Origin of the sequence: Shimia ponticola, assembly GCF_007995215.1 — a bacterium.
In the GTDB taxonomy this organism is placed as follows: Bacteria; Pseudomonadota; Alphaproteobacteria; order Rhodobacterales; family Rhodobacteraceae; genus Shimia_B; species Shimia_B ponticola.
In genome coordinates, this window is the sequence record NZ_VCDK01000003.1 from 759,975 (window position 1) to 783,859 (window position 23,885).

Below are 23,885 nucleotides of genomic sequence, written 5' to 3' on the forward strand. Positions count from 1 at the left end.
TTGGCTATGAACCCGCTTTACCGCAACGACCGCCCCGGCACCTACCCTGCCTCCTGGTATGTCGATACGTCTGACATCCCCGCAGAACGACCCGCACTGCGAGGCGAGCGCAAAGCCGATGTTGCCATTGTCGGCGCGGGTTTTACCGGGCTCACGGCCGCGCTCGTGCTGGCCGAGAAAGGCTTTGATGTCATCGTGCTGGATGCGCACCGTGTGGGCTTTGGTGCCTCGGGGCGCAACGGTGGCCAATGCGGGTCAGGTTTCAACATGGATCTCGACGAACTCGAGGCCACTTTGGGCGAGGACACGACGCGCCACCTCTGGAACCTCAGTATGGAAGCCAAGGCGCAGGTCCGGGACCTCGTCGCCAAACATGCTCCAGAGGCGCGGTGGACACCCGGTGTTGCAGACGGCGTCTGGACCAAGAAAGAGGCTGCAGAGAACAAGGCCTATTACGAAAAGCTCTGCGCAACTTATGAGTATGATGCGCTCACATGGCTGGACGGCGATGATTTTCGTGAGATCGTGAAGTCGCCTGTCTACAAGGGTGGCGCACTGGATATGGATGCAGGCCATATCCATCCGCTGCGCTACTGCTTGGGTCTGGCCCGCGCTGCCGAAGCCGCTGGCGTCACCATCCACGAACGAAGCGACGTTCATCACATCGCCGATGGCTTGGTGCAGACCGGTCAGGGCCGCGTTGTAGCCAAGCACATAATCCTGGCTGGTAACGGCTATTTGCCAAACCTGAACCGGCGTTATGCGGCGCGCGTCAGCCCGATCAACAGCTTCATCGGGGCTACCGAACCGCTTGGTGAAAAGGCGCACGACATCCTTGCCCGCGACATCGCGGTGGCAGACAGCAAATTCGTGGTCAACTACTTCCGCCTGTCCGAGGACAATCGCCTTCTGTTCGGCGGGCGCGAGAATTACGGGATCGGATTTCCCAAAGACATCCAAACTCGTCTTCACAGCCGGATGACGCACCTGTTTCCACAGCTGCGCGGTGTGCCCTTTACCCATGTCTGGGGCGGCACTCTGGGGATCACCATGACGCGCGTTCCATACGTCGCGCGGCTGGGTCCCACCACACTTGCCGCAGGTGGCTTCTCCGGCCACGGCGTCGCGCTTACTTCGATTGCCGGGCGCTGCATGGCAGAAGCCATCGCCGGACAGGCGGAACGGTTTGACCTGCTCTCCCAACTGCCGACCCCACCCTTCCCCGGCGGATCACTCTTTCGCGCACCGATCCTCACACTGGCGATGACCTGGTACGCCACCCGTGATAAGCTTGGCCTATGATTAACCCCTTTCGCACCGCGACCGGCCTCTGGGCATGGTTCAAGGCTCCGCCACTTTAGGCACAGCCCTGCTCCTTCTATGTTTCCAAAATACTCCCGCCGGAGGCGAAGATTTTTGAAAAAAATCTGTTTCCCAGCGGGGCAGCGAAAGTCACATGCAATGCAAGATCAATCCCCGAACTCCTGGGAAGCCCGGGCCGACGCCCATAGCTTTTACGGCTTCACAGACCTTCCATCTATCCATGACCGCGGCACGGTTGTCCTGACGCACGGCAAGGGTCCTTACGTATACGACGTCCATGGTCGTCAGTATCTGGACGGCAATTCCGGCCTCTGGAATATGGTTGCAGGCTTCGATCATCCGGGCCTGACCAAGGCCGCACAAGACGCTTATGCGCGCTTCCCCGGCTATCATGCTTTCTTTGGGCGCATGGCCGATCAAACCGTGATGCTCAGTGAAAAATTGGTCGAGGTCAGCCCATTCTCTGACGGCAAGGTGTTTTATACAAACTCAGGGTCCGAGGCGAATGACACCATGGTCAAGATGCTCTGGTTCCTCGGCATCAGTCAGGACAAACCACAGCGCCGCAAGATCATCACGCGCGGCAATGCCTATCACGGTGTGACGGCGGTTTCGGCCTCCATGACCGCGAAACCCTATAATGGACTCTTCGGTCTGCCGCTTGACGGGTTCCTGCACATAACCTGTCCGCACTACTGGCGAGAAGGACGCGATGGCGAAACCGAAGCAGAGTTCACGCAACGCCTCGCGCAAGAACTCGAAGACCTGATCGCCACCGAAGGGGCCGACACCATCGCCGGTTTCTTCGCCGAGCCTGTCCAGGGCGCAGGCGGCGTGATCCCCCCGTCCGAGGGTTATTTCCAAGCCATTCAGCCGATCCTCAAGAAACACGGCATTCCACTGATTGCCGATGAGGTCATCTGTGGTTTTGGACGCACCGGCGAGGTCTGGGGGTGTCAAGCCTATGATTTCATGCCTGACGCGATCATCAGCTCCAAATGCCTGACGGCCGGCTTCTTCCCAATGGGCGCCGTCATCCTTGGCCCAGACTTGACCGCGCAGTTGCAGGAAGCCTCTGAAAAGGTCGAGGAGTTCCCACACGGCTTCACGGCATCAGGCCACCCGGTTGGCAGCGCCATCGCGCTAAAGGCCATCGACCTCATTTTGAATGACGGCCTGTTCGAGCAGTGTAAATCGCTGATCCCAATCTTTGAAAAGGGCATGGCCGAGGTTGCCGCAAACCACGCCAATATTGGCGAGAACCGGGGCAAGGGTTTGATGGGCGCGCTTGAGGCCGTGCGCGATGCCGAGACAAAAACTCCGTTTGAGGGTCATCTGAGCGTGTCAGAAAGCATCGCCAACACCTGCACGGATCACGGTCTGATTTGCCGCCCGCTAGGTCAATCCATTGTGCTGTGTCCGCCATTCATCATGACCGAAGCGCACATGGCGGAGATGTTTGAAAAGCTCGACGCCGCGCTCACTCAGGTGTTCAAAGAGGTCGGCTAAGCCACCCACAGTGTCCCGGACTTGATCCGGGACCCCTCCTTTTCGAAATGCTGCAGCTGCAAACATTCGTTTGACATTTCAACGCGCAATCGCCATGTGCCACTCAACGGATCGCGCCGTCGCGTGAACGGCCCGGCAGACAGACTGCCTCGATCCTGATTTCCCGGTACCTACCTCACGCGGGGGGCCAGCGCCTGATTGGCGGACGGGCAGTCGGCCCGGATCGCTTGGTATCTCGCGCAACCCAACCGTTCCCTCGCGCACCGAACGTGCCGCGAGCCGGTCATAGGTCGTGGGCATCCTTTCGCGCGCGGCCACCGAAAGGACGATCCTGAATGGATTTCAACACGCTGGGCCTGAACCCACGCCTGATCTCTGCCTTGACCGAACAAGGCATCACTGAACCTACCCCGATTCAGTCCAAAGCCATCCCTCTGGCCATCGAAGGCCGTGATGTCATGGGTCTTGCCCAAACGGGCACGGGCAAGACCGCCGCGTTTGGCCTGCCCATGATCCACGCCTTGTGGAAAGTCGGCAGCAAACCGGCCCCCAAGACTGTGCGCGGTCTGATCCTCGCACCGACGCGGGAGTTGGCGAACCAGATCAAAGATAACCTCTGGGGCTACACCAAAGGCTCTCACATCAAGGTCGGTCTGGTCGTTGGCGGCGTCTCCATAAACGCCCAAATCAAACGCCTTGAACGCGGCACCGACTTGTTGGTCGCAACGCCCGGCCGCCTGTTGGACCTGATCGATCGCAAGGCGGTTGATCTGTCCGAGACGCGTTACCTTGTTCTGGACGAGGCCGATCAGATGCTCGACCTCGGCTTTATCCACGCATTGCGCCGGATCGCACCGCTCCTGAACAGCGACCGCCAAACGATGCTGTTCTCGGCCACCATGCCAAAACACATGGAAGAGTTGTCCAAGGCCTACCTGACCGATCCCGTGCGTGTCGAAACCGCGCCTCCGGGCAAACCGGCGGACAAGGTCACGCAAGGCGTCGTTTTCGTCCGCCAACCGCGCAAGATCGATATCCTGATGGAGCATTTGCGCACGCATATGGACGAACGTTCCATCGTGTTCGCGCGGACCAAACACGGCTCCGAGCGGTTGATGAAGAGCCTTCGCGAAGAGGGTTTCAAAGCAGACTCGGTCCACGGCAACAAAAGTCAGGGCCAGCGTGAACGCGCAATCAAAGCGCTGCGCGAAGGCGATGTCATGGTCCTTGTTGCGACAGATGTCGCGGCGCGCGGGCTGGACATTCCTGATGTCCGCGTCGTCTATAATTACGACCTGCCCAATGTGCCGGACAACTATGTTCATCGCATCGGACGGACGGCCCGCGCGGGCCGCGATGGCACCGCGACGGCCTTTTGTGCGCCGGATGAAATGGCCTATCTGCGCGCGATCCAAAAGGTGATGGGCAAGACAATCCCCGTGATCGGCGGCGACCCGTGGGACGCCGACACCGAAGAAGAGCCGCAGCACAATCGCCGCAAACCAACGCGCCGTGGCGGATCACGCAACGCAGGCGGCAAGCCTAAGCAAAAGGCGCAGGCACACAAAAACACGCGCGGCCCGGCTGGAAAACCAGGCAAGCCCAAGGGGCAGGGTCGCAAGCGGTCAGGCCGTTCGCGCAGAGCCGCCTAAATCCCGACAAACGCGACCAGCCCTTCGGCTGGTCGTGCCGTTACAGTTTTGAGAGTTTGTCCTGAAGCTCAGACAGCTGTTTCTTGATCGACTCAAGATCCTCGCCGCTCTCCTCGACAGGTTTGGCCTGCGCCGGGCCACTCGGCCAGCCTGACATACCGCCGGTCATCGCCTTCATGAAGGCTTCTTGCTGCGCCTTCATGGCGTCAAAACCGGGCATGGATGACATTGGGTTCATAGCGCCCATCTGATCCATCATCTTGGACTGACCGTCGCGCAGCATTTCAAAGCTGGCGGCAAGAAACTGAGGCACGACCGAAGACGCCTGAGTCGTGTAAGAGCGCACAAGATCGTTCAGCACGGTCACCGGCAAAACGTTTTCGCCCTTGCTTTCGTGATCCGCGATGATCTGCAGCAAATATTGACGGGTCAGGTCATCACCAGATTTCAGATCAACGATCTGAACTTCTCGCCCTTCGCGGATGAATGCCGCGATATCATCAAGCGTCACATAATCGCTGGTTTCGGTGTTATACAAACGGCGACTTGCGTAGCGTTTGATCAGCAAAGGCTCTCCGCTCTTTGCGTTGGATGGCGCCATAGGATGTCCTCCCCCAATGCGCTGCGGCAGTGCAGAGACGCTACCTCGCGGGCGCAGCACTTGGCAAACAAAAACATTTCGCTGCGCAGCATTGGGCGAAGCGCTCTGTCCAACAGAACAGGGTTTTCCGCAAGGATCGGGTCGGCACGCCCTGCGCGCGACCGTAATTCGTCAGCGTAGCAAAATTCAGGAAAGCCCCATGCACTTTCAGATCAAGCCGCTTCCGGCCGACGCCTTTTCTCATTTGTTTGAATTGTCCGATACCGCACTCAAAGAGAGCGGCGCCGTCCGCGAAGTTGTCACCGCATACCCCGGCACACCCTGTCGTGTCAGCCTTGATGACGCTCAGATCGGTGAAACGGTGATCCTTTGCAATTACAAGCACCAGCCTGCAAAGAGCCCGTACCAGTCATCCCATGCAATCTTTGTCCGCAAGAACGCGCCGCAGGCTGCACCCGCCATAAACGAGGTGCCTAACGTGATCCGGTCCCGACTGATTTCTTTACGTTTTTTTGACAGCAACCACATGATCATCCTCGCGGATGTCATGGACGGCAATGATGTGGCTCAGGCAATCTCAAACGCATTCGAGGACCCCGCAATCGCCTATGCACATATCCATTTTGCCAAGCCGGGCTGTTTTGCTGCGGCGGCGTATCCTGTCAGGTGACACAGGTTTCGGTCAGATTTTCCGTTTTCTTCCAAGAAGCCAGACAAAGAAGACCCCGCCAACCAGCCCCGTGACGATCCCGATTGGCATGTCCTCGGGGCGCATCACCGTCCGCGCCGCGATATCGGCCCAAAGCAAAAAAATCGCGCCGCCCAGCGCAGAGGCTGGCAACACCCGCCGGTAGTCGCCGCCCACAAGCAACCGCACCACATGGGGAACCATTAGCCCCACAAATCCAATGATGCCTGAAAACGCGACCATGACACCGGTGATCAAGGCTCCGACGACAAAGACGATCATCCGAAACCGCGCCACAGCAATGCCAAGTGTCGCCGCGGTCTCATCTCCGACGGTCATCGCATTCAAGGCCCCCGCACGGGATATCAACCACGCTCCTGCACCCAGCAGGATCATCAACGGATAGACCAGCTCGCTCCACTGCGCGCGCCCTAGGCTGCCAAGCATCCAAAAGACGACCGTATGCGATGCCTGCGGTTCGCCAAGAAAGATCAGGATGTTTGCCCCGGCCATCACGATGAACGACACCGCCACTCCGGCAAGGACCAATCGGTCCGCACTCGTGGCATCTGCAAACCGCGACACACCCAGTACAATCGCCGTCGCCCCAAGCGCGCCGAGAAAGGCCATGATCGGCACCGTCATCATGCCAAGGAAAAACCCTGTATGAAGCAGTGCCAAAATGGCCCCAAACGCCCCCCCGGACGAAATGCCCAACAGATGCGGATCGGCCAGCGGGTTCCGGGTCACGGCTTGCAAGCTTGCACCCACGACCGCCAATCCCGCTCCCACCATCATGGCTAGGATTGCGCGCGGAAATCGGATTTCCCAAATGATGGCTTCGCGGCCTTTGGACCACGTCACTTCGACCCAATCAGGAACAACCTTATTCGCGAAAACGCCCCAGACCGTACTCTGCGGGATCGGCACCGCGCCCACAGAAATCGCAAATGACAGCGAGACCAAGAGCACAGCCAACCCACCGCCCACAAAGGCGGCGCGCTGTGTCAGTCCGGTAGACCTTGGTTGGCTCATGGTCTCGCTCACCTAATCACTCACTCCAGAACGCTTCGGCGAGTGTCTTCACCGCCTTGATGTTGCGCGGCCCCGGTGTGGCCTCAACATATTCAAGCGTCACGAAACGGTCGTTCTTGACGGCATCCAGATCGGCAAAGGCAGGGTTGTTCATCATGAATGCGCGCTTTTCCTCAGCGGTCACCGAGCCATAGTTCACGATCACCACGACTTCGGGATTGCGCTCCACAACTTCTTCCCAAGTCACGGTCGCCCAGCTTTTCTCGAAATCATCCATGATGTTTTGACCACCAGCCGCTTCGATCAGCGCGGTTGGCATCGCGTAGCGGCCAGCCGTGAACGGTGTGTCTTCGCCGCTGTCATAGACAAACACGCGCAGCGGATCGCCGGTTTCCAAGCTTCCGGTGAAGTCGGCCAGATCAGCCTTGTAGCCTTCGACCAATTCTTCAGCCGTCGCGCTCACGTCAAAGATCGCGCCGAGGTTCAGCAGATCGTTGTACATGTCGTCCAAGGACGCTTTGTCCTTGTCCATGATGTGGGTGCAGGACTCTGTGAGTTCGTAGACCTGAACGCCAAAAGGCTCCAGCGTCTCTGGCGTGACTTCACCGCCGACTTTCATGCCATAGTTCCAGCCGGCAAAGAAGAAATCGGCGTCTGCGCCGATGATCACCTCTTTGGACGGATACTTTGCGGACAGCTCTGGCAGCTGCTCAACACCGGCGCGCATTTCTTCATCCAGCGTCTTCCAGCCGGAAATGCCCGTGTAGCCCACCATGCGATCAGCCAGACCCAGAACCAGCATCATCTCGGTCAGGTTCACGTCATTCGACACGGCGCGCTCTGGAACAGCATCAAACGTCACGGTGCGGTTGCAGCTTTCGACTGTCGTCGCGGCAGCGATGGTGGTGGTGGCAAAGAGGGCAGCGGTGCCCATAAGGATCGTCTTCATTGCGCGGGTCCTTTAGTGAAGATGAAATGTGAGGTGATCAGAGTTGCTCGGCGCGAGACGTTCGCGCCGGGCTGTGACTTGGAAGGTGTTCGAAACAACCGCTTCCGACAGAACCTCATCCGGAGAGCCGAAGCCCAAGGGATGACCGTCCTGCAGCAGCAGGATGTCATCACAGACCCCGGCTGCGAGGTTCAGATCATGCAGCGACGTGACGATGGTCAGCGGCAGGGTGCGGATCAGCTCCAGCACCTCAAGCTGATGTCGGATATCAAGGTGGTTGGTCGGCTCGTCGAGGATCAGCAGCTGTGGCTCCTGCGCCAGCGCCCGGGCGACCATGACCCGTTGTCTTTCGCCGCCCGAGAGCGTCCCCAGATGGCGATGTGCCAGTCCATGCAAATCCAACTGATCCAGAGCGGTATTGATGATCTCAAGATCATTGGCCCCGGTCGTGCCGCCAAACCCGCGTTTGTGCGGTGTCCGGCCCAGCGCCACGATCTCGCCGACGGTCAAGGCAAAGTCGCTCGGCTGTTCCTGCAAAACGGCCGCCACCCGCTGCGCTGTGGCTTTGGCACTCAGAGTCCAGATATCGTCGCCGCCGACAGACACCGTGCCCGACGCCGGTTTGTGAAACCGATACAGCAGCCGCAGAAGCGTCGTCTTGCCCGCGCCATTTGGGCCGACAATCCCAAGCACACGCCCCGCAGCCAGATCAAAGCTGGTCTCATGCAGCACCTGCGGCGCCTTACGCGACGGCGCCCAGGTGACACCCTGAACGGACAGGCTCGCACTCATGACGCGCGGGCCTCGGTTTCTTCCATCACCATCATGGCAGCAGGCACGCGTGCCAACGTGGATTTCCGCAGCTTTCCCGGGCGATCCACCGAGGAACACCAACCGTCATGCAGGTAGGCATATTGCCGGGCAAAGGCGACGAGGTCGTCGATATCTGCATCGGGATCGATGTCACCGAAAAGGTACGTCGCCTTGCGCGTGCCGTGATAGGCCACTGTGCAGGGACGGTCGCACCCAGCCATGCAGGCCACGCCCGAAACCTCAAATGCCTCGGTGACGCCATCTGCCGCCGCCTCAATCGCGCGGCGGAGCTTATCGATCAGCTCATACCCCGGTCGACAGGTGCTACCCTTGTGCCTGCAAGAGGTGCAAACCGTGATTCTGTGGGATTGTGTCATTGTATTCCCTTCGGAGCCCGCCGCCCCAACGGGAACCGGACCGGAAATACAAGTTTCGTGACGGACCTAGCCGTTCAGCCATCTTCGTAACCCTCGCCAGGCGCCCCGCCTGTTGGTGTTAAATGGACGACACGAAACATCGCGCCGCTGATGGCAGGTCTCCTGACTCGCGGGTCTTGGCTTTCCCGAACCTTCCCGAACCCTCGTTAGGGTTCAGTGGTATCACCGGGGTCGCTCACCGCTCACAGTTGCGGGGGCAGTCACGGATTTAGCGCCTGTTGGCTACACCTCACCGTGTTCCCTTTTCATCTCATCAGCCTTGGGCGTCCGAGAACCATCAACGAAGTTGGTATGCGGAACGGCTACGCGCGGTCAATACGTATCATTGCGGCATGGGACCAAAGGACCTCGTTTCGTAGCCGCAAACGAAAAAGGGCAGACCCGAAGGTCTGCCCAGTCAATCGCGCCACTAGGGAGGAAGTGTGGCGCAAACTGATATGTGACGTGCGCCTTACTTGGCAGCAGTTGCTTTCTTAGCAGCAGTCGTCACTTCGTCGGTTGCTTTCTTGACAGCGGCAGTCGCTTCTTCCGAGAAGTCTTTGCCAGCGGCCAGCATCAGCTCGACGGTGTCCATTTGAACTTTCTTCGCAACTTCGGCGAAGGCAGCCATGTGCTCTGCAGCAGATTCAGCCGAGAACGACGCGAAGTCGGTCATTGCTTTGCTGTAATCGCCAACTTCAGGCTTGGCTTTCGACAGTTCGCCAACTTTCGCGATGGTGGATTTCGTCCACTTCGACGAGATCTCAGTCGATTTTTCGGCTGCTTCCAGAGCAACTTTGCTCATTTTTTCCGACATGCCGGCAGACGTTTTGAACGCGTCTTCCATGGCTTTGGTGTCGACAGGGAATGCCCCCATCATGTCTTGGAACATTGCGGTAAAGTCTTGCGATTTAGCCATTGATCTAATCCTTGCTGCGCGTCCGGGGCCGACCCCCGTTCTCTGCGTCTGCAAACTAGATACTTGCTGCATCGCAGCATTTCAAGGCTTTTTCTGCGTTGCAGCAAAAAATTCTGCCACAAGGTGAGCGCCCCTAGTCGTCGCTGCCCATGTCAGGCTCGGCAACAACATAGGTCCCAGGCGCCTGTGGCAGGCTGTCGTGTTTGCTGCCACCGGGCTTGCGCGCTTTGACCTTACCGTCTTCATTGCGGTCTTGCAGCCACGCGTCCCAACGCGGCCACCAGCTTCCATCGTGGAAATCCGCTTTTTCCTTCCACGGCTCTGCCGCTCGCTTCAGATCCGGGTTTATGTAGTGACCGTATTTCTTTTTGGACGGCGGGTTCACAATGCCTGCGATGTGCCCGGACTCTGACAGAATAAAGGTTTTGTCGACCGACGACATCTTTTGCACGCCGTAATAAGATGACCGCCACGCTGCGATATGATCCGTCTCACACGCAATCGCGCAGACAGGAACATCGACCTCTTGGAGGTAGAGCGTGTCTTCGCCCAGCGTAAAGCCACCATTGGCAAACAGGTCGTCCTGACACAGACCGCGCAGGTACTCGATTGCCATCTTGCCCGGAAGGTTTGTGCTGTCGCCGTTCCAGTATAGCAGATCGAAGGCTGGTGGAGCCTCGCCCATCATGTAGCTTTTGATCGCCGGGCCGTAGATCAGGTCATTCGAGCGTAGATAGCTGAACGTCCGCGCCATGTAGATCGATTCAAGTACGCCCTTGTCCTTACACTCATCGACGATGCCGTTGATGAAATCGTTATTCAGGAACACACCCACTTCACCCTGATCGGAAAAGTCCGTGAGTGTCGTGAAGAACGTGGCCGAATTGATGTCGTCCGTATTGCCGCGCTTGGCCCTGCGCGCCAGCGTCAGGGCAAGCGTCGTTCCGGCAATGCAATAGCCCACGACGTTCAGCTTTTTGACCTTGGCTGCCTTCTTGGCCTCGGCAATGGCGGTCTCATAGCCGTCTTCGACATAATCGAGCATTCCAACGTCGGCATAGCTGGGGTCTGGGTTGACCCAACTGACGACAAACACCGTGTGGCCCTGATCGACCAGCCATTTGATCATCGAATTCCGGTCTTTGAGATCCAGAATATAGAACTTGTTGATCCATGGCGGGAACACCAGAATTGGTGGTTTCTCGACCTCTTCGGTCGTCGGATCATACTGGATCAGCTCGAACAGCCTATTCTGGAAAACGACCCGTCCCGGCGTGGTTGCCAGATTCTCGCCCACGCGAAATGCATCGCGATCAGCCAGCGTCACCAGCAGGTCGCCATGGTTGGCTTCGATGTCTGCAACCAGATTTTCAAGACCGCGCACCAGACTCTCGCCATCGGTCTCAACAGCGCGTTCCAGCGCCTCAGGGTTCGTGCCAAGAAAGTTCGACGGGCTGAACATGTCGACGATCTGGCGGCTAAAATACTCAACGCGCTTCTTTTCGCGCGGCTCAAGGTGTTCGATATCCTGGATCGCCTGACCAACGGCCTCGGCGTTCAGCATGTATTGCTGTTTGAGAAAGTTGAAATACGGGTGCGTGTCCCACATCGGGTTTGCGAACCGGCGGTCAAACGGCATGTCATCTTGAGGCGCCTGCAGCTTGCCTTGTGCCAAGGCTTGCTGGGCTTCGACGTAATGCTGCACCGATTTCGACCAGTAACTGACTTGGTGTTCGATGATCTTTGCCGGGTTGGCCATCATTTCGGTCACATAGGCCGATGCCGCACGCATGAACAACTCATGCGAAGGACCTTGCAACGATTGCGGTGTCGGTTCCTGCTTTTGTGCAACCGCAGCGATAAGCCGTTTCGTAAGCGCGTCAACGCGCTGCAAATTTTCTTTCAATTTTTTAGACGGAGGAGAAATTTCGTGATTATCGGTTGTCATATTAACGATTGCCTTCTACCTTCGCACCTGCAGCAATAAGGTCGCAGGTCCGCTAGGACAAAGCGACCAAAGGCCTCAACCCGACGACAGATCCGGGGGGCACCCCAAGGGACAAGTGATCGGAAGGAGCCGTCGATGCGGTACATGTTAACATATGATCTCATGGAAACAGCCCGGAACACAAACCAATGGCTAGGCGCCACCGCCAAAGCCATGGCGTCCTACCCCGCCGTTGCCATGATGCCCAATCCCGCCATGCAGTGGCTGGCAGCTTGGGGCGAAGTAACCGAGCGCACATTCAGCCGCATGGTCGCCAAGCCGGATTGGAACCTCGACAGCCTGACCACCGATGATGGCAAAGATCACCTGATCGAAATCGAAACCGTTCTGGCGCGCCCCTTTGGAGACCTGATCCACTTCAATGTGCAGGGTCGCAAAACCAAACCGCGCAAGGTGCTGTTGGTCGCGCCAATGTCCGGCCACTACGCCACCCTGCTGCGCAAAACGGTTCATAGCCTCCTGCCCGATTGCGAAGTCTATATCACTGACTGGCACAACGCCCGCGACATTCCTGTCAGCGAAGGCAAGTTCGATGTCGAAGACTACACGCTCTACCTGACTGAATTCATGCGCGAACTGGGTCCTGAGACCCATGTTATCGCTGTGTGCCAACCCGCTCCCCTGACGCTGGCTGCCACTGCCTATCTGGCGGAAGAGGACCCTAAGGCGCAGCCAGCATCCCTCACACTGATCGGCGGCCCTATTGACCCCGACGCAGCCGCTACGGACGTCACGGACTTTGGCGCGCGCGTAACCATGGGCCAGCTTGAAGAAACCATGATCCAGCGCGTCGGCTTCAAGTATTCCGGCGTGGGTCGGCTGGTCTATCCAGGCCTACTGCAACTGTCGTCATTCATGTCGATGAACGCGGAAAAGCATTCAAAGAGCTTCTCGGACCAGATCATGCGCGTTGCGCGTGGCGAAGCCGCAGAGCACGACAAACATAACAGCTTCTACGATGAATACCTCGCTGTCATGGACATGCCGGCAGAGTTCTACCTGTCGACCGTCGAACGCATCTTCAAATCGCGCGACATCGCCCGCAATGACTTTGTCGTCGCTGGCCGCAAGGTCGACATTTCGAAGATCACGGACGTCGCGGTCAAGATCGTCGAAGGCGAAGAGGACGACATTTCAGCACCCGGTCAGTGTCTGGCCGCGCTGGACCTGCTGACGGGCCTGCCTGAGTCGAAGAAAGCCGCGCATCTTGAGCCCGGCGCCGGTCACTACGGTATTTTCGCTGGCAAAAGCTGGCGCAACAACATTCGCCCGCTGGTGCTGGAGTTCATCGACAGCAATTCACGGTCGAAAAAGGTCAAAGTCGCGAACAAGAACGCGGCGGCCAAGTAATCAGTTCAACCGGCCTTCATCCTGCATGGATGGAGGCCGATTTGATTGATCCGCTTCTATTGAAGCACCCACGGCATTAGCATCCACTCGCGCAGGACATCGTTTGTTAGGTCCGGCTGTTCCAGAGTGGGCAAATGTCCGGCATCGCCAAGTATTTGCAGCGTCGCATGCGGGATCATCTCGGCCATGAACTTATGGCGCTGCGGCGGGCATAGAGCGTCAAACTCTCCACACATCACAAGGGTCGGGCACTTGATCTTGCGCAAAGTTGCCTGATGGTCGCGTCGCCTCTGCAAAGCACGGGACTGGCGTACAAAGACGTCTGGCCCGAGAGACTCGGCCATGGCCATGCACAGGTCCAGAATCTGCGCCTTGTATTTCGTTTCAGCCAAGTAATGCGGCTTCATCTCATCACGCATCACGTTGCGCAGCTTGCCTGCCCGTACTTTAACGATCTGCGGTTCGCGCTCCGCGGCCCGTTCCGGTGTCTCGGCCATCGCATTGGTGTCCATCAGCGCCAAGCGTGTCACGCGATCAGGTGCCTTGCGCATGATCTCAAGCGCCACGATCCCACCCATCGACAGACCCGCCAAGGCGAACTTTGACGGTGCGGCGGTCAGGATGTTCGAGGCGATCTCTTCGATGCGTTCCCCAATGTGGATCGGTGCCACCATAACCGCACGATCATGAGACAGCGCATCAATCTGCGGCGCAAAAAGCCGGGCATCACACATCATGCCCGGCAGGAAAACGATGGGTTCTGGTGTCACAGACGCCCACTCGCAATCTTTGCACCTTCACTCAGCGCACCCAGTTTTGCATAGGCGATGTCAGGGTCAACGGCACCAAACCCGGCAAATGTGCCAAATCCACAATCGCTTCCTGCGATCACACGATCGGCGCCAACGATACCCGCAAACTTTGTGATCCGCTCTGCGACCAGTTCGGGATGTTCGACAAAGTTGGTCGTTGAATCGACGACACCCGGAACAAGCACCTTGTCTTCCGGGATCTCTGCCGCACGGTCGCGGAACACGGTCCATTCATGTGCGTGGCGTGGGTTGGATGTCTCAAACAAGAGTTGCGAGGCCCCGACCGACATGAAGGTCGAGAACACCTTGTCCATCTCGATGTCGCAGCAATGGGGGCCTTCGTAGTTTCCCCAGCAGATATGGACCCGGACGCGCGAGGGATCGATCTCCTCCAGCGCGTGGTTCAGCGCTTCGACATGCATGCCCGCAACTTTGAGGAACTCGTCATCCGACAGGTCGTTGAAGAGCATATGCCGCGACAAGGCAAGGTCTGGGCAGTCCAGTTGCAGGTAGAGCCCGCTATCCACAATTGTGCGGTATTCGGCGCGCATGGCATCCGCGAGCGCGGCCAAATACTCTTCGCGAGATGCGTAGAAATCGTTCTGCAAAAATAGCGAAATCACCCCAGGTGACGCAGCATTCATAAACCCTTCGCTCGCCCCGTGTGCGGCCATGCCAGCCTTGAGGTTGGCGATGTCGGCCAACAACTCGTCCTGACCTTTGGATTTCACCTCACCGACGCACATCGGACGGGCATAGGTGGGCGTGCCGCCATCATCGGCCAACCGTTTCAGGAACCCCGGAAACATCTTGAGATCGGCGGGCGCGTTCCGGGGGCTATCGCCATCAAAGCCCGTGTAGCGATCCTTCACATAGGTCGCATAGCTGATCTTGGACGTCTCCCCGTCACTGACGATACCAATCCCTGCCTCAACTTGCCGCGCCACCGTCGCATCGGCGGCCTCGGTCATGGCGGCATCGAATGCGGCCTGATCAAAGTCTTCTCCATTCTCGCGTGCAAAGATGAAATCAACGACCTTTTGCGTGCGTGGCAGGCTGCCCACATGGGTTGTCTTGATCATGGCCTCGTCCCCTTGGTTTGTTGGGCCAACATACCCTGCCGCCCCCTTGCCGCAAGCCGCTTTGCACACCTATTCAAAACAAAAGCGCGCCGCCCCGGGCTGCATCGGGACGGCGCGAGCCTCGCATTTTGATGCCTCGATCCGCGCTAGTTTACGCGATCCCAAAACACCCCCAAGTGACGCGAGACGATCTGGTCATACCGCTCTGATTCCTTCAGTTTTTTCAGCCCGGCATTGAAACGATAAAGATGGGTGGTTCCCCGCCAGTGTTTCTTGGAGATGATCACATGAAGCCCCTGAACCCCAAGAGGGTTCGCCAGCGGCGATACCTGATCACGAAGCCCCATATCCGACAGCGTGGTCCAACCCGTGAACTCATTCAGGGCAACTGCGTCGACCTGCCCGCTCAGCAAAAGACGGAAACAGTCGGCAGGCGTTGCCGGTTGCTCAAGTGCAACCAGGTTACGCGTCAGCCATTGCCGCTCGGCGCTATCAAGATCGAAGGTAAAGTAACCGGCAGGACGGCAGAGCGTTTTGCCAAACAAGTCGCTGTCCTGATCGAATGTCAGGTCCGACCCGTTGGCGACAAACAAGAGCTGCAGCAGTTCGACAATCGGATCCGAGAAATGGAAATTCACACAACGCTCGTTGCCGGGCGTGTTTTCGCAATCCGGACGAAACCAAGGGAAGCCCATGTCGAATTCTTTAGAATCCAGCATCGGGAACAGGTGCTTGGACCAGTCGTCTTCCCAAGTGATCGAATAGGTCACCGGGCTTGGCGTTTCCTCCATCGCCGCGTTCACCAATTCGGTGATCATCCCCTGCCCCGGCCATGCACGGTCGGTGAAGGGGGCATAGTTGCTGCCGGTGATCAGCATCATCTCAGCGTCTTCGACCTGAAGCGGTGTCGCTTCAGCCACAAAGTCCGAACCGTCCAGAGGACATGGCACAGTCAGAACCGTACCCGCCGGAATTTGCAGAGGGTTCGAAAGCGCGGACTGATTAGAGTAAAAGATCAACGACCAGCGCTCGATGTCGCCATAGAATTGCTCGGCAATGGTAAAGACAGTGTCACCGCTATTCACCGAATACTGCGCTGGCTCGCAGGCCTCGGCACTGGTGGCAATCAAAGACGGCACCAAAAGCCCCGTCAGTCCAATCAAAGCGTGTGTCAGTGGGCGTGCCATGGGTTGCTCCTCACGCCTCAATCAAAACTCGGCCCAGATACGCGTCATATGTTCGTCGATGACACGCTGGTATTCGCCGTTATCCTTGATGGTCTGAAGCCCCTCGTTCACCATCGCCATGAGGTCATTGGCCTGCGGGTGCGACTTGTGAGCGATGATATAAAGCCCTTCAATCGCCAGCGGCAAACCGGATGCCACCTCGACCTGTTCGCTCAGCGCCAGTTCTTGAATCTTCGAGCGGCCAGTGAATTCGTTCAGGACTACGCCGTCGACCTTTTCATCCACAAGCATCCGCATGCAGTCGTCGATTGTTCCCGGCACTTCCAAGGTGATCTTGCCATCCTTTAGCCAGTTACGACCGTCCTGATCGAAGAGAAACGTCGAATAGCCCTTCGGGCGGCACAACGTCCGGCCCTGCATGTCAGCATCGCTGAAATAGGCGAACCCTGAACCTTTGCGGACCAGCATCACGCTGAGAAGCTCGAACACAGGTTCCGAGAACACAAGGTTCGCGCAGCGATACGTCGTGGGATCAGCCTCGCAATCCGGTTTGAACCAAGGGAACCCTAGGTCCAGAAGCGCATTGGACAAAAGCGGCTCGTGATGCGCTGACCAGTCGTTGACCCAATGGATAGCATAGCCTTCCGATGGATTTGCCGCCTCCATCGTCTGGGTCACGATATCCGTATAGAGCCCACCGTTTGGCAGACTGCGGTCGGTGAACGGTTTATAATCATCCGCCGTCAGCAGATTAATTTTGCTCGCATTCGCCGCATTGCCGAGCGGCACAACCAAAGGCGACGCTGCAGCACGGGTCACCTCAGTTACGTCGACACCGCCTTCAAGCCCAGTGGGCAGCCCGTCGATGCAGGTGAGGTTTAGCTTCATGCCAACAAAGATACGCGCTGGATCAGCGCCAATGGTTCCGATGTTGGTTTGGTGGATGGCCGACCATTTGCCGACATCCTTGTACAGCGCGTCCGCAATCGCCGAGAGCGAGTCGCCTGGACGCACCTCGTATACACCACCACAACTTTGCGCAGCAGCAGCCCCGCCTACACAGATTCCAAATGCAGCCAAAAGGCTGGCAATGCGACGTCGCATGTTGTCCCCCAAGGATACCCTCAGGCGGGATTAGTGGCCCGCCACCCACATTTCAGCAGATGTGCGTAAAATGCCTTTATATGGTGGGTTGGGTCAACAGCTAAGCAACCTATAGCTGCCAGAAGTCTGCAGAAATACACCGCAGCCTCCCGACCTCAGCATGAATGACCCGTCTGGGACGACAAAGCGCCTTACTCCGCCATCACCTGTGCCCAGAGAGCCAACTCGTCGTACAGCACCCATTCTCGGCGCAGGCCCCAAGGGCCAAACTCGGCATGGCTGATGCCCATGACATGAACCGACTTGCCTGTGGGACGGCCCAGTGCGCCCCAACCGTCATGTGTCCCGGTCAACGACCATCGTACCGCAGCGCGTGGTGGCATCATCGAGTCTTCACGCCCGATGACATGATGGGTTTCGAACTTGGCTGATGGCAGCGCCGCGCGCAGGCCAAGCCAGAACGCATCCGCCGCTTTGTGACCATGAGCGGTTACACCGCCGGGATATTCCAGATGGCAGGCCCGATCATACTCTTCCGGAATGGCCGAGAATTCCGCGGACATGATGCGCTTGAGAATACCTTCGTATTTGGCACCCCAAGGGTTGTCATTTCCACGTCCAAGATACGGACCGTCGAAATCATCCGCCGGAGTAAACACGCCCACCGACCGGCCTTCTGACCTTTCGCGCGCGACCCAGTCCTGCGGGCTCAGGCCCAACTGGCGCACGATCGCTCCGTTGTCGCGGATCAGCCATTCATCGCTGATCTGATTGTCCTTGGCATAGCAATCGGCAATCGCGCGATAGGTCACCGGCTTGCCAGTTGCCGGACCGAAGTGGCCACCCCTGTGCGTCGCCGTGGTCATGATCCTATGCGATGACAACATGCCGGCCTCCGGGTCGCCAGACCAGATCACGTCTTCGCCCAGCAGCACGCGATCAGGAAACTCGGTCAGCGTTCCCATCGTGGCATAGGTCGACGCAGGCTCGCCCGTCGAAATCCCGCCGGGCATCCGCACGATTACGTCCTGATGGTAGTAATCCCGCATCCGCGCCCCAAGGCCACGATTTTCCCAAATCTGTTCAGTGATCTTCAGGATGTAATCCGGAAAGTCTGCGAACTCGTTGCTGAAGCCTCTCATGTCGTCGTCTTTCTTGATGAACCACGCTGAATCAACGTGCCTTCGATTTCGATTTTCTCTGCAGGGCCGTCGCCCTCTTCGATCAGGGATATGATGCGCTCAACGGCAGCTGCCACCATCCGCCCGGAATGCTGACGGATCGTCGTCAGGTCATAGGACGGCCACCCGGCCATCGGCACATCGTCATAGCCCACGACCGCCACATCATCAGGCAACCGCATCCCGCGCCCGTGGCGCAATGCGTCGATCACCCCAAACGCCATATGGTCATTGCCGACAAAGATCGCGTCGACGCCGTGATCCTCCACCAAGGTCACTGCTGCATCAGCCGCCTTGGATCGATCATAGTCTCCCGGCAACACCACCGGATCGACCCCCGCCTCTTGGCAACGATCGACAAAAGCAGAGGCGCGATCGCGCCCTGTCATGGACCCTTCCCACCCCGATACATGGCCAATCCTTTTGTGGCCCCCGGCAAGCAGATGATCCGCCACGGCACGCGCCCCGGCGACGTTGTCGGACGTCACCTGGCTCAGTCCAGATCCTTCCAACCCCCGGTTGAAGAGCACAATCGGAATCCCGGCTGCCTTGCACCGGTCCAACAAAGTGTCACTCAACCCGACCGAGGCCGCGATGATGCCGTCCACCTGATAGTCGGCCAGTTCCTGAACCACCCGATCCACGTCAGACGACCAAGACGCCATGAAGATCAGCGTGTGATACCCTTCGGCCTGCAAGGCCGCCGACATGCGTTCCAGCGCATCGGGGTAAAACGGGTTTTCAAGATACGCGACCACCAGTCCAATTATCCGCGAACGCCCGCTCACCAGACTGCGCGCCAGAACATTGGGTCGGTAACCCAACTCCTCAGCCGCCCTTCGCACCTTTTCAGCCGTGGCCTTGGACGCCGATGCGCCAGAGAACACCCTGCTGACCGCCGACTGGCTGACGCCTGCAAGTTTGGCAACTTCGGACGAGGTAACCCGCTTCATCAGCCTGCCGTCCATCCACCGTCCACAAGGATCGCGGTGCCAGTGATCAAAGCGGAGGCGTCCGAAGCCAGAAACGCCACTGCGCCCATGATGTCCTCAATCTCGCCCACACGTCCCAGCTTGATCTTTTCCTCGATCCATTTCACGCGATCTGGGTTTGAAAAAGTCTGCTCGGTCAGGGGCGTCCGGATGAACGTCGGGCAAATCGTGTTCACGCGGATGCCCTTTGGCCCCAGATCAATCGCCATGCCTTTTGTCATGCCTTCCACGGCATGTTTCGTAGCGGCATAGACGCTGCGATCCACACCGCCCACGTGACCCATCTGGCTGCTGATCTGGATGATCGAGCCGCCCCCATTGGCCGCCATGCCCTTTGCGGCTGCCTGCGCCAGAAAATACGCGCTGCGCACATTGATGCCCATGACGGCATCGAAATCGTCGCGCGTCGTCTCCAGCGTATTGGCATGCCGGGCGATCCCGGCCGAGTTGCACAGCACATCGAACGGCTCGGCCATCGCCGCTTCGACCGCGTCCAGATCACCAACATCCAGAACAATGCCTTGCGCGCTCATACCCGCGTTACAAATGGCACCTGCGGCTTCGTCAACTTGCGCTCTTGTCCGCGCTGCAATCACCACATGCGCGCCTGCCTCGGCCAATGCGACGGCGCATCCCAACCCGATCCCGCGCGATCCGCCGGGGACAAAGGCACGTTTTCCATCCAACCGGAATGAAGGGGTCTTGGGCAATCTCATCAGTCGTCTCCAGGGATTGTCGGATAGGTGATTCCGCGAAACGAAGGAAAGTCCGCGTATCGCGACGCTCGGTCCGGGTCAGGCGTCATGCCCGGTTTAAAGAGCGTGCCTTTTGGAGCGGCATAACTCAGCATCCGGTGCGCCATATGTCCCTCACGCCAATGAAGGTTAAAGGCGGCATTCTTGGGAAAGAAATACACCTCTTGAAACGGGATATGGTCAAACAGCCACCACGCCAGATCGCGCCAATCGCGACCCCGGTTGTACTGCGCGGCGAACCACGGGATGCCGACGCTCACACAAGCCCCCATGCGCCCCTCGCCGTCACGAACATCCCAGATGTGATGGGCATAATTGGCTTCGTTCCGCGCGCATTTCTGCGGTGTCACCTCAGTCGCCCCAAAGTGGTTCAGATTTGGGCTGCGATACCCGGACCGGATATCAATCGGCCCGAAGGTCTCGACCAGTGGGTCAAGGCACATCAGCGCTAGCTGCCGCCCCGCCGCCAATGCCAGGTCAGGGGCCTCCGGCAGGTTCGGCCGGCCATAAAAATTGCTGATTTCCGAGGTCAGAAAATTTCGCATCTCGAAATGTCGTGACAGTCGCTGCCGCCCGAACTCTTCCAGGGCGAGATATGACCTCGGTGCCCTCAAGGTGTGTCCTCACCTTGGACGCCGTTCCATTGAAATTCACCCCTGGGTCCCAACGGTGAAAACGGGTTATGGGCAACCTCCCACACATGCCCGTCGATGTCCGCGAAATGGCCGTGATGGCCACCCCAAAACACGTCCTGAGCTGCCTTGATCACCCGCCCTCCTGCGGCGCGAGCAGCCTCCAGAACCGGTTGAACGTCGGATTTTTCCCGCACGTTGTACGACAAAACGATACCGGAAAACCCGCCTATCTGTTCCGCCTTCATGCCAAGTTCTTTTGCCAGCCCCTCACGAGGATAAAGCCCAAGAACCGATCCAATCAGATCAAAGGCCACGACCCCGTCGGGGCTCTCCACCCGACGCCACCCAAGCGCTTCATAAAAAGCGGCAGACGCCACGATGTCCGAGACTGCGAGCGTGATCAGCGAGACCCGTTGGTCCATCAAGCAAGCTCCCGCATCCGTTCAAAAACATCGATCCCAAGCTGCTGATAGACATCGATCAGGTCCACCAATACCCAGTTTTCGCGGATCATCCCGTTTTCGACGCGCCAGAAATCCAGCGATTTCAAGGTGATGAGCTTGCCCGTCGGCGGCAACCCAAGCCAGCCCGGGTCGGAATGCGTCTGCTTCATATTGGGCCAGCCGGTTACGCCGACATAGTCCCCTTCGGCGAAGAAGTGGTAACCCATGGTGTCCCGGTAGGATCCGCGATCCGGCATCGCCGCAAGAAACGGGATCTGGTGATGCCTGCGGAACCCCTCGATCCCACGCGCTGTGCCGATCCCTGTTGGACCATACCAATGCATCTTCGGGTGCCAGAACCGGTCCATCTCCATGACCTCTGGACCGCCTTCTGCCGGGTGCTTCGACATGTGGATCAACATATCAAGGATCAGCGCCTTAGCTGCGTCGGCGCCTCCGCCATGGGGTCCCAACCCGTCGCAGGTTGCAGGCCCCGGCACACACCAATCCCGCCCAAGAGACGGCGCTAAGGGCCATGCATCGGCCTGGACCATGACCTCCGGGATATCCCAGCCGAACTGGGTCTCGACGACCCTGTTGCCCTCAATGCGAAAAAACTCGTGAAACCGCATATGGACTGTACGGCCGGTCGGCGGGATATCGAGCCAAGGCTGAGAAAAGGTCGCCGTGTAATATCCAGCGTCGCCGACCCAGACGGCTCCGTCATCATCCGTCCCCGAGATACTGATGTAGCGCCGCCGCTCAAGGTCAGGCCATGCTTCGCCTAGCTCTGCAAAGACAGCACGCGCCCCAGCCGCATCCATAGTGCCAAACGGCTCCGGCATCCGACACACCGCCTGCGCCAGCACGCGCTCTATGACATCAAGGCTTCCTGCCTCGAAATCATACAATGCCTGCCCAAATGGCGCGACGGTGGCCTTTGCAGCGGCACGTTCCATCTTCATCTTTCCTTAAATGCCTCCGGGGGAGTCCAAAGGACGGGGCGTCATCCATTGTTCTCAAACCAATGGCCTGGAAATACACCACACCCCAAAAGGGTGGGAGGGCGGGCACCGCCCGCCCAACTCACATCATTCAGCGGCTTCGCGATAAGGCGCGCCTTCGCCATAAGGTACGTTCACCCCGCCGTAGCGGCGCACACGGACGTTGCACTGCTCTGCATGTCCGACAAAGCCCTCAAGCATGCAAAGGCGCGATCCATACTCGCCCACCAGCGTCGCCGCTTCATCCGTCACGACCTTCTGATAGGAATGCGTCTTGATGAACTTGCCGACCCAAAGACCACCTGTATAGCGTCCCGCTTTCTTGGTGGGCAGCGTGTGGTTCGTCCCGATGACCTTGTCGCCATTGGCCACGTTGGTGCGCGGCCCAAGGAAGAGCGCGCCGTAATTGGTCATGTTCTCAAGGAACCAATCGTCGCGATCCGTCATCACCTGAATATGCTCCGAGGCAATATCCTCGGACACGGCCAGCATCTCATCATAGCTGTCGCATAGGATAACCTCGCCATATTCGTCCCAAGAGACGCGCGCGGTTTCGGCGGTTGGCAAGATACCCAAGATCCGGTCGATTTCTGCCATCGAATCTTCTGCCAGCTTCCTGCTGTTCGTGATTAGCACAGCCGGGGAGTTATAGCCGTGCTCCGCCTGACCCAGCAGGTCCGTGGCGCACATCTCGCCATCCACCGTGTCATCCGCAATCACACAGGTCTCGGTCGGTCCTGCAAAAAGGTCGATGCCCACACGGCCAAAGAGCTGCCGCTTTGCCTCTGCCACAAAGGCATTTCCCGGCCCCACGAGCATATCCACCGGCGCGATGCTCTCGGTCCCGATTGCCATGGCACCAACGGCCTGCACACCGCCCAGAACCAAAATCTCATCCGCGCCGCCTTCATGCATCGCAGCCACAATCGCGGGGTGCGGCTCTCCGTTCACGGGCGGAGCCGAGGCGACGACCCGCTTCACGCCAGCCACCTTGGCCGTCAGCACCGACATATGCGCGGAGGCAACCATGGGGAACTTACCACCTGGCACGTAACATCCGACAGAATTGACCGGGATATTCTTGTGTCCAAGAATGACGCCCGGCATCGTCTCGACCTCGATGTCATGCATCGACGCCTTTTGCGCCTCGGCGAAGTTGCGGATTTGCGCCTGGGCAAATCGGATATCATCCATCTCGCGCGTGGTGACCTTTTGCATCGCGGCTTCGATCTCGGACGCGGTCAGTTTAAAGGCCTGCGGCTCGTACTTGTCGAATTTGACCGACAGCTCTCGCACAGCCGCATCGCCGCGCGCTTCGATATCGCCCAAAATACCTTCGACAATGCCGCGCACCTTGGCATCGTCTTCGGCGCGTTCCTCGGCAGGTTTTCCTCGTTTCAGATATTCGGCCATGCGTCGCATCTCCC

23 protein-coding genes and 1 riboswitch are annotated in these 23,885 nt (G+C 58.4%); of the genes, 5 read left to right on the forward strand and 18 right to left on the reverse strand.

Features of this window, described 5'->3' with window-relative positions:
- Nucleotides 1-6 precede the first annotated feature (6 nt).
- The 3 genes from FE702_RS07020 (at nt 7) to FE702_RS07030 (ending at nt 4,484) form a co-directional block, all read left to right on the forward strand.
- Nucleotides 7-1,302, forward strand: coding sequence for an NAD(P)/FAD-dependent oxidoreductase (locus FE702_RS07020; protein WP_147125538.1), 1,296 nt, complete (start codon nt 7-9; stop codon nt 1,300-1,302).
- A 159-nt stretch (nt 1,303-1,461) separates the two neighbouring features.
- A complete protein-coding gene (locus FE702_RS07025) occupies nt 1,462-2,832 on the forward strand; it encodes an aminotransferase (protein WP_147125539.1) in 1,371 nt (456 codons plus the stop codon).
- Between the two features lie 335 nt (nt 2,833-3,167).
- Entirely contained in the window at nt 3,168-4,484 is a 1,317-nt protein-coding gene (locus tag FE702_RS07030) for a DEAD/DEAH box helicase (RefSeq protein WP_147125540.1), read from the forward strand.
- Nucleotides 4,485-4,524: 40 nt separating this feature from the next.
- On the opposite strand, the gene phaR is transcribed toward FE702_RS07030, so the two are convergent.
- The gene (phaR, locus tag FE702_RS07035) at nt 4,525-5,085 is read right to left on the reverse strand and encodes a polyhydroxyalkanoate synthesis repressor PhaR (RefSeq protein WP_147125541.1); all 561 of its coding nucleotides are present in this window, start codon (nt 5,083-5,085) and stop codon (nt 4,525-4,527) included.
- 199 nt (nt 5,086-5,284) lie between these two features.
- Here phaR and FE702_RS07040 point away from each other — a divergent pair, with 199 nt between their 5' ends.
- On the forward strand, nt 5,285-5,755 hold the full coding sequence (locus FE702_RS07040; RefSeq protein ID WP_147125542.1) for a DUF1203 domain-containing protein: 471 nt from the start codon (nt 5,285-5,287) through the stop codon (nt 5,753-5,755).
- A 12-nt stretch (nt 5,756-5,767) separates the two neighbouring features.
- On the opposite strand, the gene FE702_RS07045 is transcribed toward FE702_RS07040, so the two are convergent.
- The 6 genes from FE702_RS07045 to phaC all read right to left on the reverse strand — a co-directional run bounded on the left by FE702_RS07045 (nt 5,768) and on the right by phaC (nt 11,853).
- A complete protein-coding gene (locus FE702_RS07045) occupies nt 5,768-6,808 on the reverse strand; it encodes a FecCD family ABC transporter permease (RefSeq protein ID WP_147125543.1) in 1,041 nt (346 codons plus the stop codon).
- A gap of 16 nt (nt 6,809-6,824) precedes the next feature.
- The gene (locus FE702_RS07050; RefSeq protein WP_147125544.1) at nt 6,825-7,757 is read right to left on the reverse strand and encodes an ABC transporter substrate-binding protein; all 933 of its coding nucleotides are present in this window, start codon (nt 7,755-7,757) and stop codon (nt 6,825-6,827) included.
- 12 nt (nt 7,758-7,769) lie between these two features.
- Nucleotides 7,770-8,549 carry an ABC transporter ATP-binding protein gene (locus FE702_RS07055; RefSeq protein ID WP_147125545.1) on the reverse strand — a complete coding sequence of 260 codons (780 nt, stop codon included), beginning with the start codon at nt 8,547-8,549 and terminating at the stop codon, nt 7,770-7,772.
- Nucleotides 8,546-8,947: a DUF1636 family protein gene (locus FE702_RS07060; protein ID WP_147125546.1), complete on the reverse strand. Its 402-nt coding sequence runs from the start codon at nt 8,945-8,947 to the stop codon at nt 8,546-8,548. The genes FE702_RS07055 and FE702_RS07060 overlap by 4 nt, the downstream gene beginning before the upstream one ends.
- Before the next feature lie 135 nt (nt 8,948-9,082).
- Nucleotides 9,083-9,301: riboswitch (cobalamin riboswitch) on the reverse strand.
- A 157-nt stretch (nt 9,302-9,458) separates the two neighbouring features.
- Nucleotides 9,459-9,905, reverse strand: a complete 447-nt coding sequence (locus tag FE702_RS07065; RefSeq protein WP_147126155.1) for a phasin family protein — start codon at nt 9,903-9,905, stop codon at nt 9,459-9,461.
- A gap of 133 nt (nt 9,906-10,038) precedes the next feature.
- Nucleotides 10,039-11,853 carry a class I poly(R)-hydroxyalkanoic acid synthase gene (phaC, locus tag FE702_RS07070; protein WP_147125547.1) on the reverse strand — a complete coding sequence of 605 codons (1,815 nt, stop codon included), beginning with the start codon at nt 11,851-11,853 and terminating at the stop codon, nt 10,039-10,041.
- 135 nt (nt 11,854-11,988) lie between these two features.
- Here phaC and phaZ point away from each other — a divergent pair, with 135 nt between their 5' ends.
- On the forward strand, nt 11,989-13,263 hold the full coding sequence (gene phaZ, locus FE702_RS07075; protein ID WP_147125548.1) for a polyhydroxyalkanoate depolymerase: 1,275 nt from the start codon (nt 11,989-11,991) through the stop codon (nt 13,261-13,263).
- 56 nt (nt 13,264-13,319) lie between these two features.
- On the opposite strand, the gene FE702_RS07080 is transcribed toward phaZ, so the two are convergent.
- The 11 genes from FE702_RS07080 to hisD all read right to left on the reverse strand — a co-directional run bounded on the left by FE702_RS07080 (nt 13,320) and on the right by hisD (nt 23,871).
- Nucleotides 13,320-14,033, reverse strand: a complete 714-nt coding sequence (locus tag FE702_RS07080; RefSeq protein ID WP_255449612.1) for an alpha/beta fold hydrolase — start codon at nt 14,031-14,033, stop codon at nt 13,320-13,322.
- Nucleotides 14,030-15,157 (reverse strand): cobalamin-independent methionine synthase II family protein, encoded by a 1,128-nt coding sequence (locus tag FE702_RS07085; protein ID WP_147125549.1) that lies wholly within the window; start codon nt 15,155-15,157, stop codon nt 14,030-14,032. Before FE702_RS07085 ends, FE702_RS07080 begins: the two co-directional genes overlap by 4 nt.
- A 146-nt stretch (nt 15,158-15,303) precedes the next feature.
- Nucleotides 15,304-16,344 (reverse strand): transporter substrate-binding domain-containing protein, encoded by a 1,041-nt coding sequence (locus tag FE702_RS07090; RefSeq protein WP_147125550.1) that lies wholly within the window; start codon nt 16,342-16,344, stop codon nt 15,304-15,306.
- A 21-nt stretch (nt 16,345-16,365) separates the two neighbouring features.
- Nucleotides 16,366-17,448 carry a transporter substrate-binding domain-containing protein gene (locus FE702_RS07095; protein ID WP_147125551.1) on the reverse strand — a complete coding sequence of 361 codons (1,083 nt, stop codon included), beginning with the start codon at nt 17,446-17,448 and terminating at the stop codon, nt 16,366-16,368.
- A 191-nt stretch (nt 17,449-17,639) separates the two neighbouring features.
- Nucleotides 17,640-18,590, reverse strand: coding sequence for an ester cyclase (locus tag FE702_RS07100; RefSeq protein ID WP_147125552.1), 951 nt, complete (start codon nt 18,588-18,590; stop codon nt 17,640-17,642).
- On the reverse strand, nt 18,587-19,582 hold the full coding sequence (locus FE702_RS07105) for a LacI family DNA-binding transcriptional regulator (protein WP_255449613.1): 996 nt from the start codon (nt 19,580-19,582) through the stop codon (nt 18,587-18,589). The genes FE702_RS07100 and FE702_RS07105 overlap by 4 nt, the downstream gene beginning before the upstream one ends.
- Nucleotides 19,582-20,337, reverse strand: coding sequence for an SDR family NAD(P)-dependent oxidoreductase (locus FE702_RS07110; RefSeq protein ID WP_147125554.1), 756 nt, complete (start codon nt 20,335-20,337; stop codon nt 19,582-19,584). The genes FE702_RS07105 and FE702_RS07110 overlap by 1 nt, the downstream gene beginning before the upstream one ends.
- Nucleotides 20,337-20,921 carry a hypothetical protein gene (locus FE702_RS07115; RefSeq protein WP_147125555.1) on the reverse strand — a complete coding sequence of 195 codons (585 nt, stop codon included), beginning with the start codon at nt 20,919-20,921 and terminating at the stop codon, nt 20,337-20,339. Before FE702_RS07115 ends, FE702_RS07110 begins: the two co-directional genes overlap by 1 nt.
- A gap of 65 nt (nt 20,922-20,986) precedes the next feature.
- Entirely contained in the window at nt 20,987-21,433 is a 447-nt protein-coding gene (locus tag FE702_RS07120) for a VOC family protein (protein WP_147125556.1), read from the reverse strand.
- Complete coding sequence (locus tag FE702_RS07125; RefSeq protein ID WP_430303151.1) at nt 21,433-22,419, reverse strand: ester cyclase; 987 nt, start codon at nt 22,417-22,419, stop codon at nt 21,433-21,435. The genes FE702_RS07120 and FE702_RS07125 overlap by 1 nt, the downstream gene beginning before the upstream one ends.
- Nucleotides 22,420-22,545: 126 nt before the next feature.
- Nucleotides 22,546-23,871, reverse strand: coding sequence for a histidinol dehydrogenase (gene hisD / locus FE702_RS07130; protein ID WP_147125558.1), 1,326 nt, complete (start codon nt 23,869-23,871; stop codon nt 22,546-22,548).
- Nucleotides 23,872-23,885: the final 14 nt, after the last annotated feature.

What these genes read in the sequence shown, in the direction of transcription:
- hisD (WP_147125558.1), bottom strand. Translation starts at nt 23,871, where the DNA reads ATGGCCGAATATCTGAAACGAGGAAAACCTGCCGAGGAACGCGCCGAA.
- phaZ (WP_147125548.1), top strand. Translation starts at nt 11,989, where the DNA reads ATGCGGTACATGTTAACATATGATCTCATGGAAACAGCCCGGAACACA.
- FE702_RS07115 (WP_147125555.1), bottom strand. Translation starts at nt 20,921, where the DNA reads ATGCGAAATTTTCTGACCTCGGAAATCAGCAATTTTTATGGCCGGCCG.
- FE702_RS07025 (WP_147125539.1), top strand. Translation starts at nt 1,462, where the DNA reads ATGCAAGATCAATCCCCGAACTCCTGGGAAGCCCGGGCCGACGCCCAT.
- FE702_RS07020 (WP_147125538.1), top strand. Translation starts at nt 7, where the DNA reads ATGAACCCGCTTTACCGCAACGACCGCCCCGGCACCTACCCTGCCTCC.
- FE702_RS07125 (WP_430303151.1), bottom strand. Translation starts at nt 22,419, where the DNA reads ATGAAGATGGAACGTGCCGCTGCAAAGGCCACCGTCGCGCCATTTGGG.
- FE702_RS07110 (WP_147125554.1), bottom strand. Translation starts at nt 20,337, where the DNA reads ATGAGATTGCCCAAGACCCCTTCATTCCGGTTGGATGGAAAACGTGCC.
- FE702_RS07030 (WP_147125540.1), top strand. Translation starts at nt 3,168, where the DNA reads ATGGATTTCAACACGCTGGGCCTGAACCCACGCCTGATCTCTGCCTTG.
- phaR (WP_147125541.1), bottom strand. Translation starts at nt 5,085, where the DNA reads ATGGCGCCATCCAACGCAAAGAGCGGAGAGCCTTTGCTGATCAAACGC.
- FE702_RS07050 (WP_147125544.1), bottom strand. Translation starts at nt 7,757, where the DNA reads ATGAAGACGATCCTTATGGGCACCGCTGCCCTCTTTGCCACCACCACC.
- FE702_RS07055 (WP_147125545.1), bottom strand. Translation starts at nt 8,549, where the DNA reads ATGAGTGCGAGCCTGTCCGTTCAGGGTGTCACCTGGGCGCCGTCGCGT.
- FE702_RS07085 (WP_147125549.1), bottom strand. Translation starts at nt 15,157, where the DNA reads ATGATCAAGACAACCCATGTGGGCAGCCTGCCACGCACGCAAAAGGTC.
- FE702_RS07090 (WP_147125550.1), bottom strand. Translation starts at nt 16,344, where the DNA reads ATGGCACGCCCACTGACACACGCTTTGATTGGACTGACGGGGCTTTTG.
- FE702_RS07040 (WP_147125542.1), top strand. Translation starts at nt 5,285, where the DNA reads ATGCACTTTCAGATCAAGCCGCTTCCGGCCGACGCCTTTTCTCATTTG.
- FE702_RS07105 (WP_255449613.1), bottom strand. Translation starts at nt 19,582, where the DNA reads ATGAAGCGGGTTACCTCGTCCGAAGTTGCCAAACTTGCAGGCGTCAGC.
- FE702_RS07065 (WP_147126155.1), bottom strand. Translation starts at nt 9,905, where the DNA reads ATGGCTAAATCGCAAGACTTTACCGCAATGTTCCAAGACATGATGGGG.
- FE702_RS07045 (WP_147125543.1), bottom strand. Translation starts at nt 6,808, where the DNA reads ATGAGCCAACCAAGGTCTACCGGACTGACACAGCGCGCCGCCTTTGTG.
- phaC (WP_147125547.1), bottom strand. Translation starts at nt 11,853, where the DNA reads ATGACAACCGATAATCACGAAATTTCTCCTCCGTCTAAAAAATTGAAA.
- FE702_RS07100 (WP_147125552.1), bottom strand. Translation starts at nt 18,590, where the DNA reads ATGAGAGGCTTCAGCAACGAGTTCGCAGACTTTCCGGATTACATCCTG.
- FE702_RS07095 (WP_147125551.1), bottom strand. Translation starts at nt 17,448, where the DNA reads ATGCGACGTCGCATTGCCAGCCTTTTGGCTGCATTTGGAATCTGTGTA.
- FE702_RS07060 (WP_147125546.1), bottom strand. Translation starts at nt 8,947, where the DNA reads ATGACACAATCCCACAGAATCACGGTTTGCACCTCTTGCAGGCACAAG.
- FE702_RS07120 (WP_147125556.1), bottom strand. Translation starts at nt 21,433, where the DNA reads ATGGACCAACGGGTCTCGCTGATCACGCTCGCAGTCTCGGACATCGTG.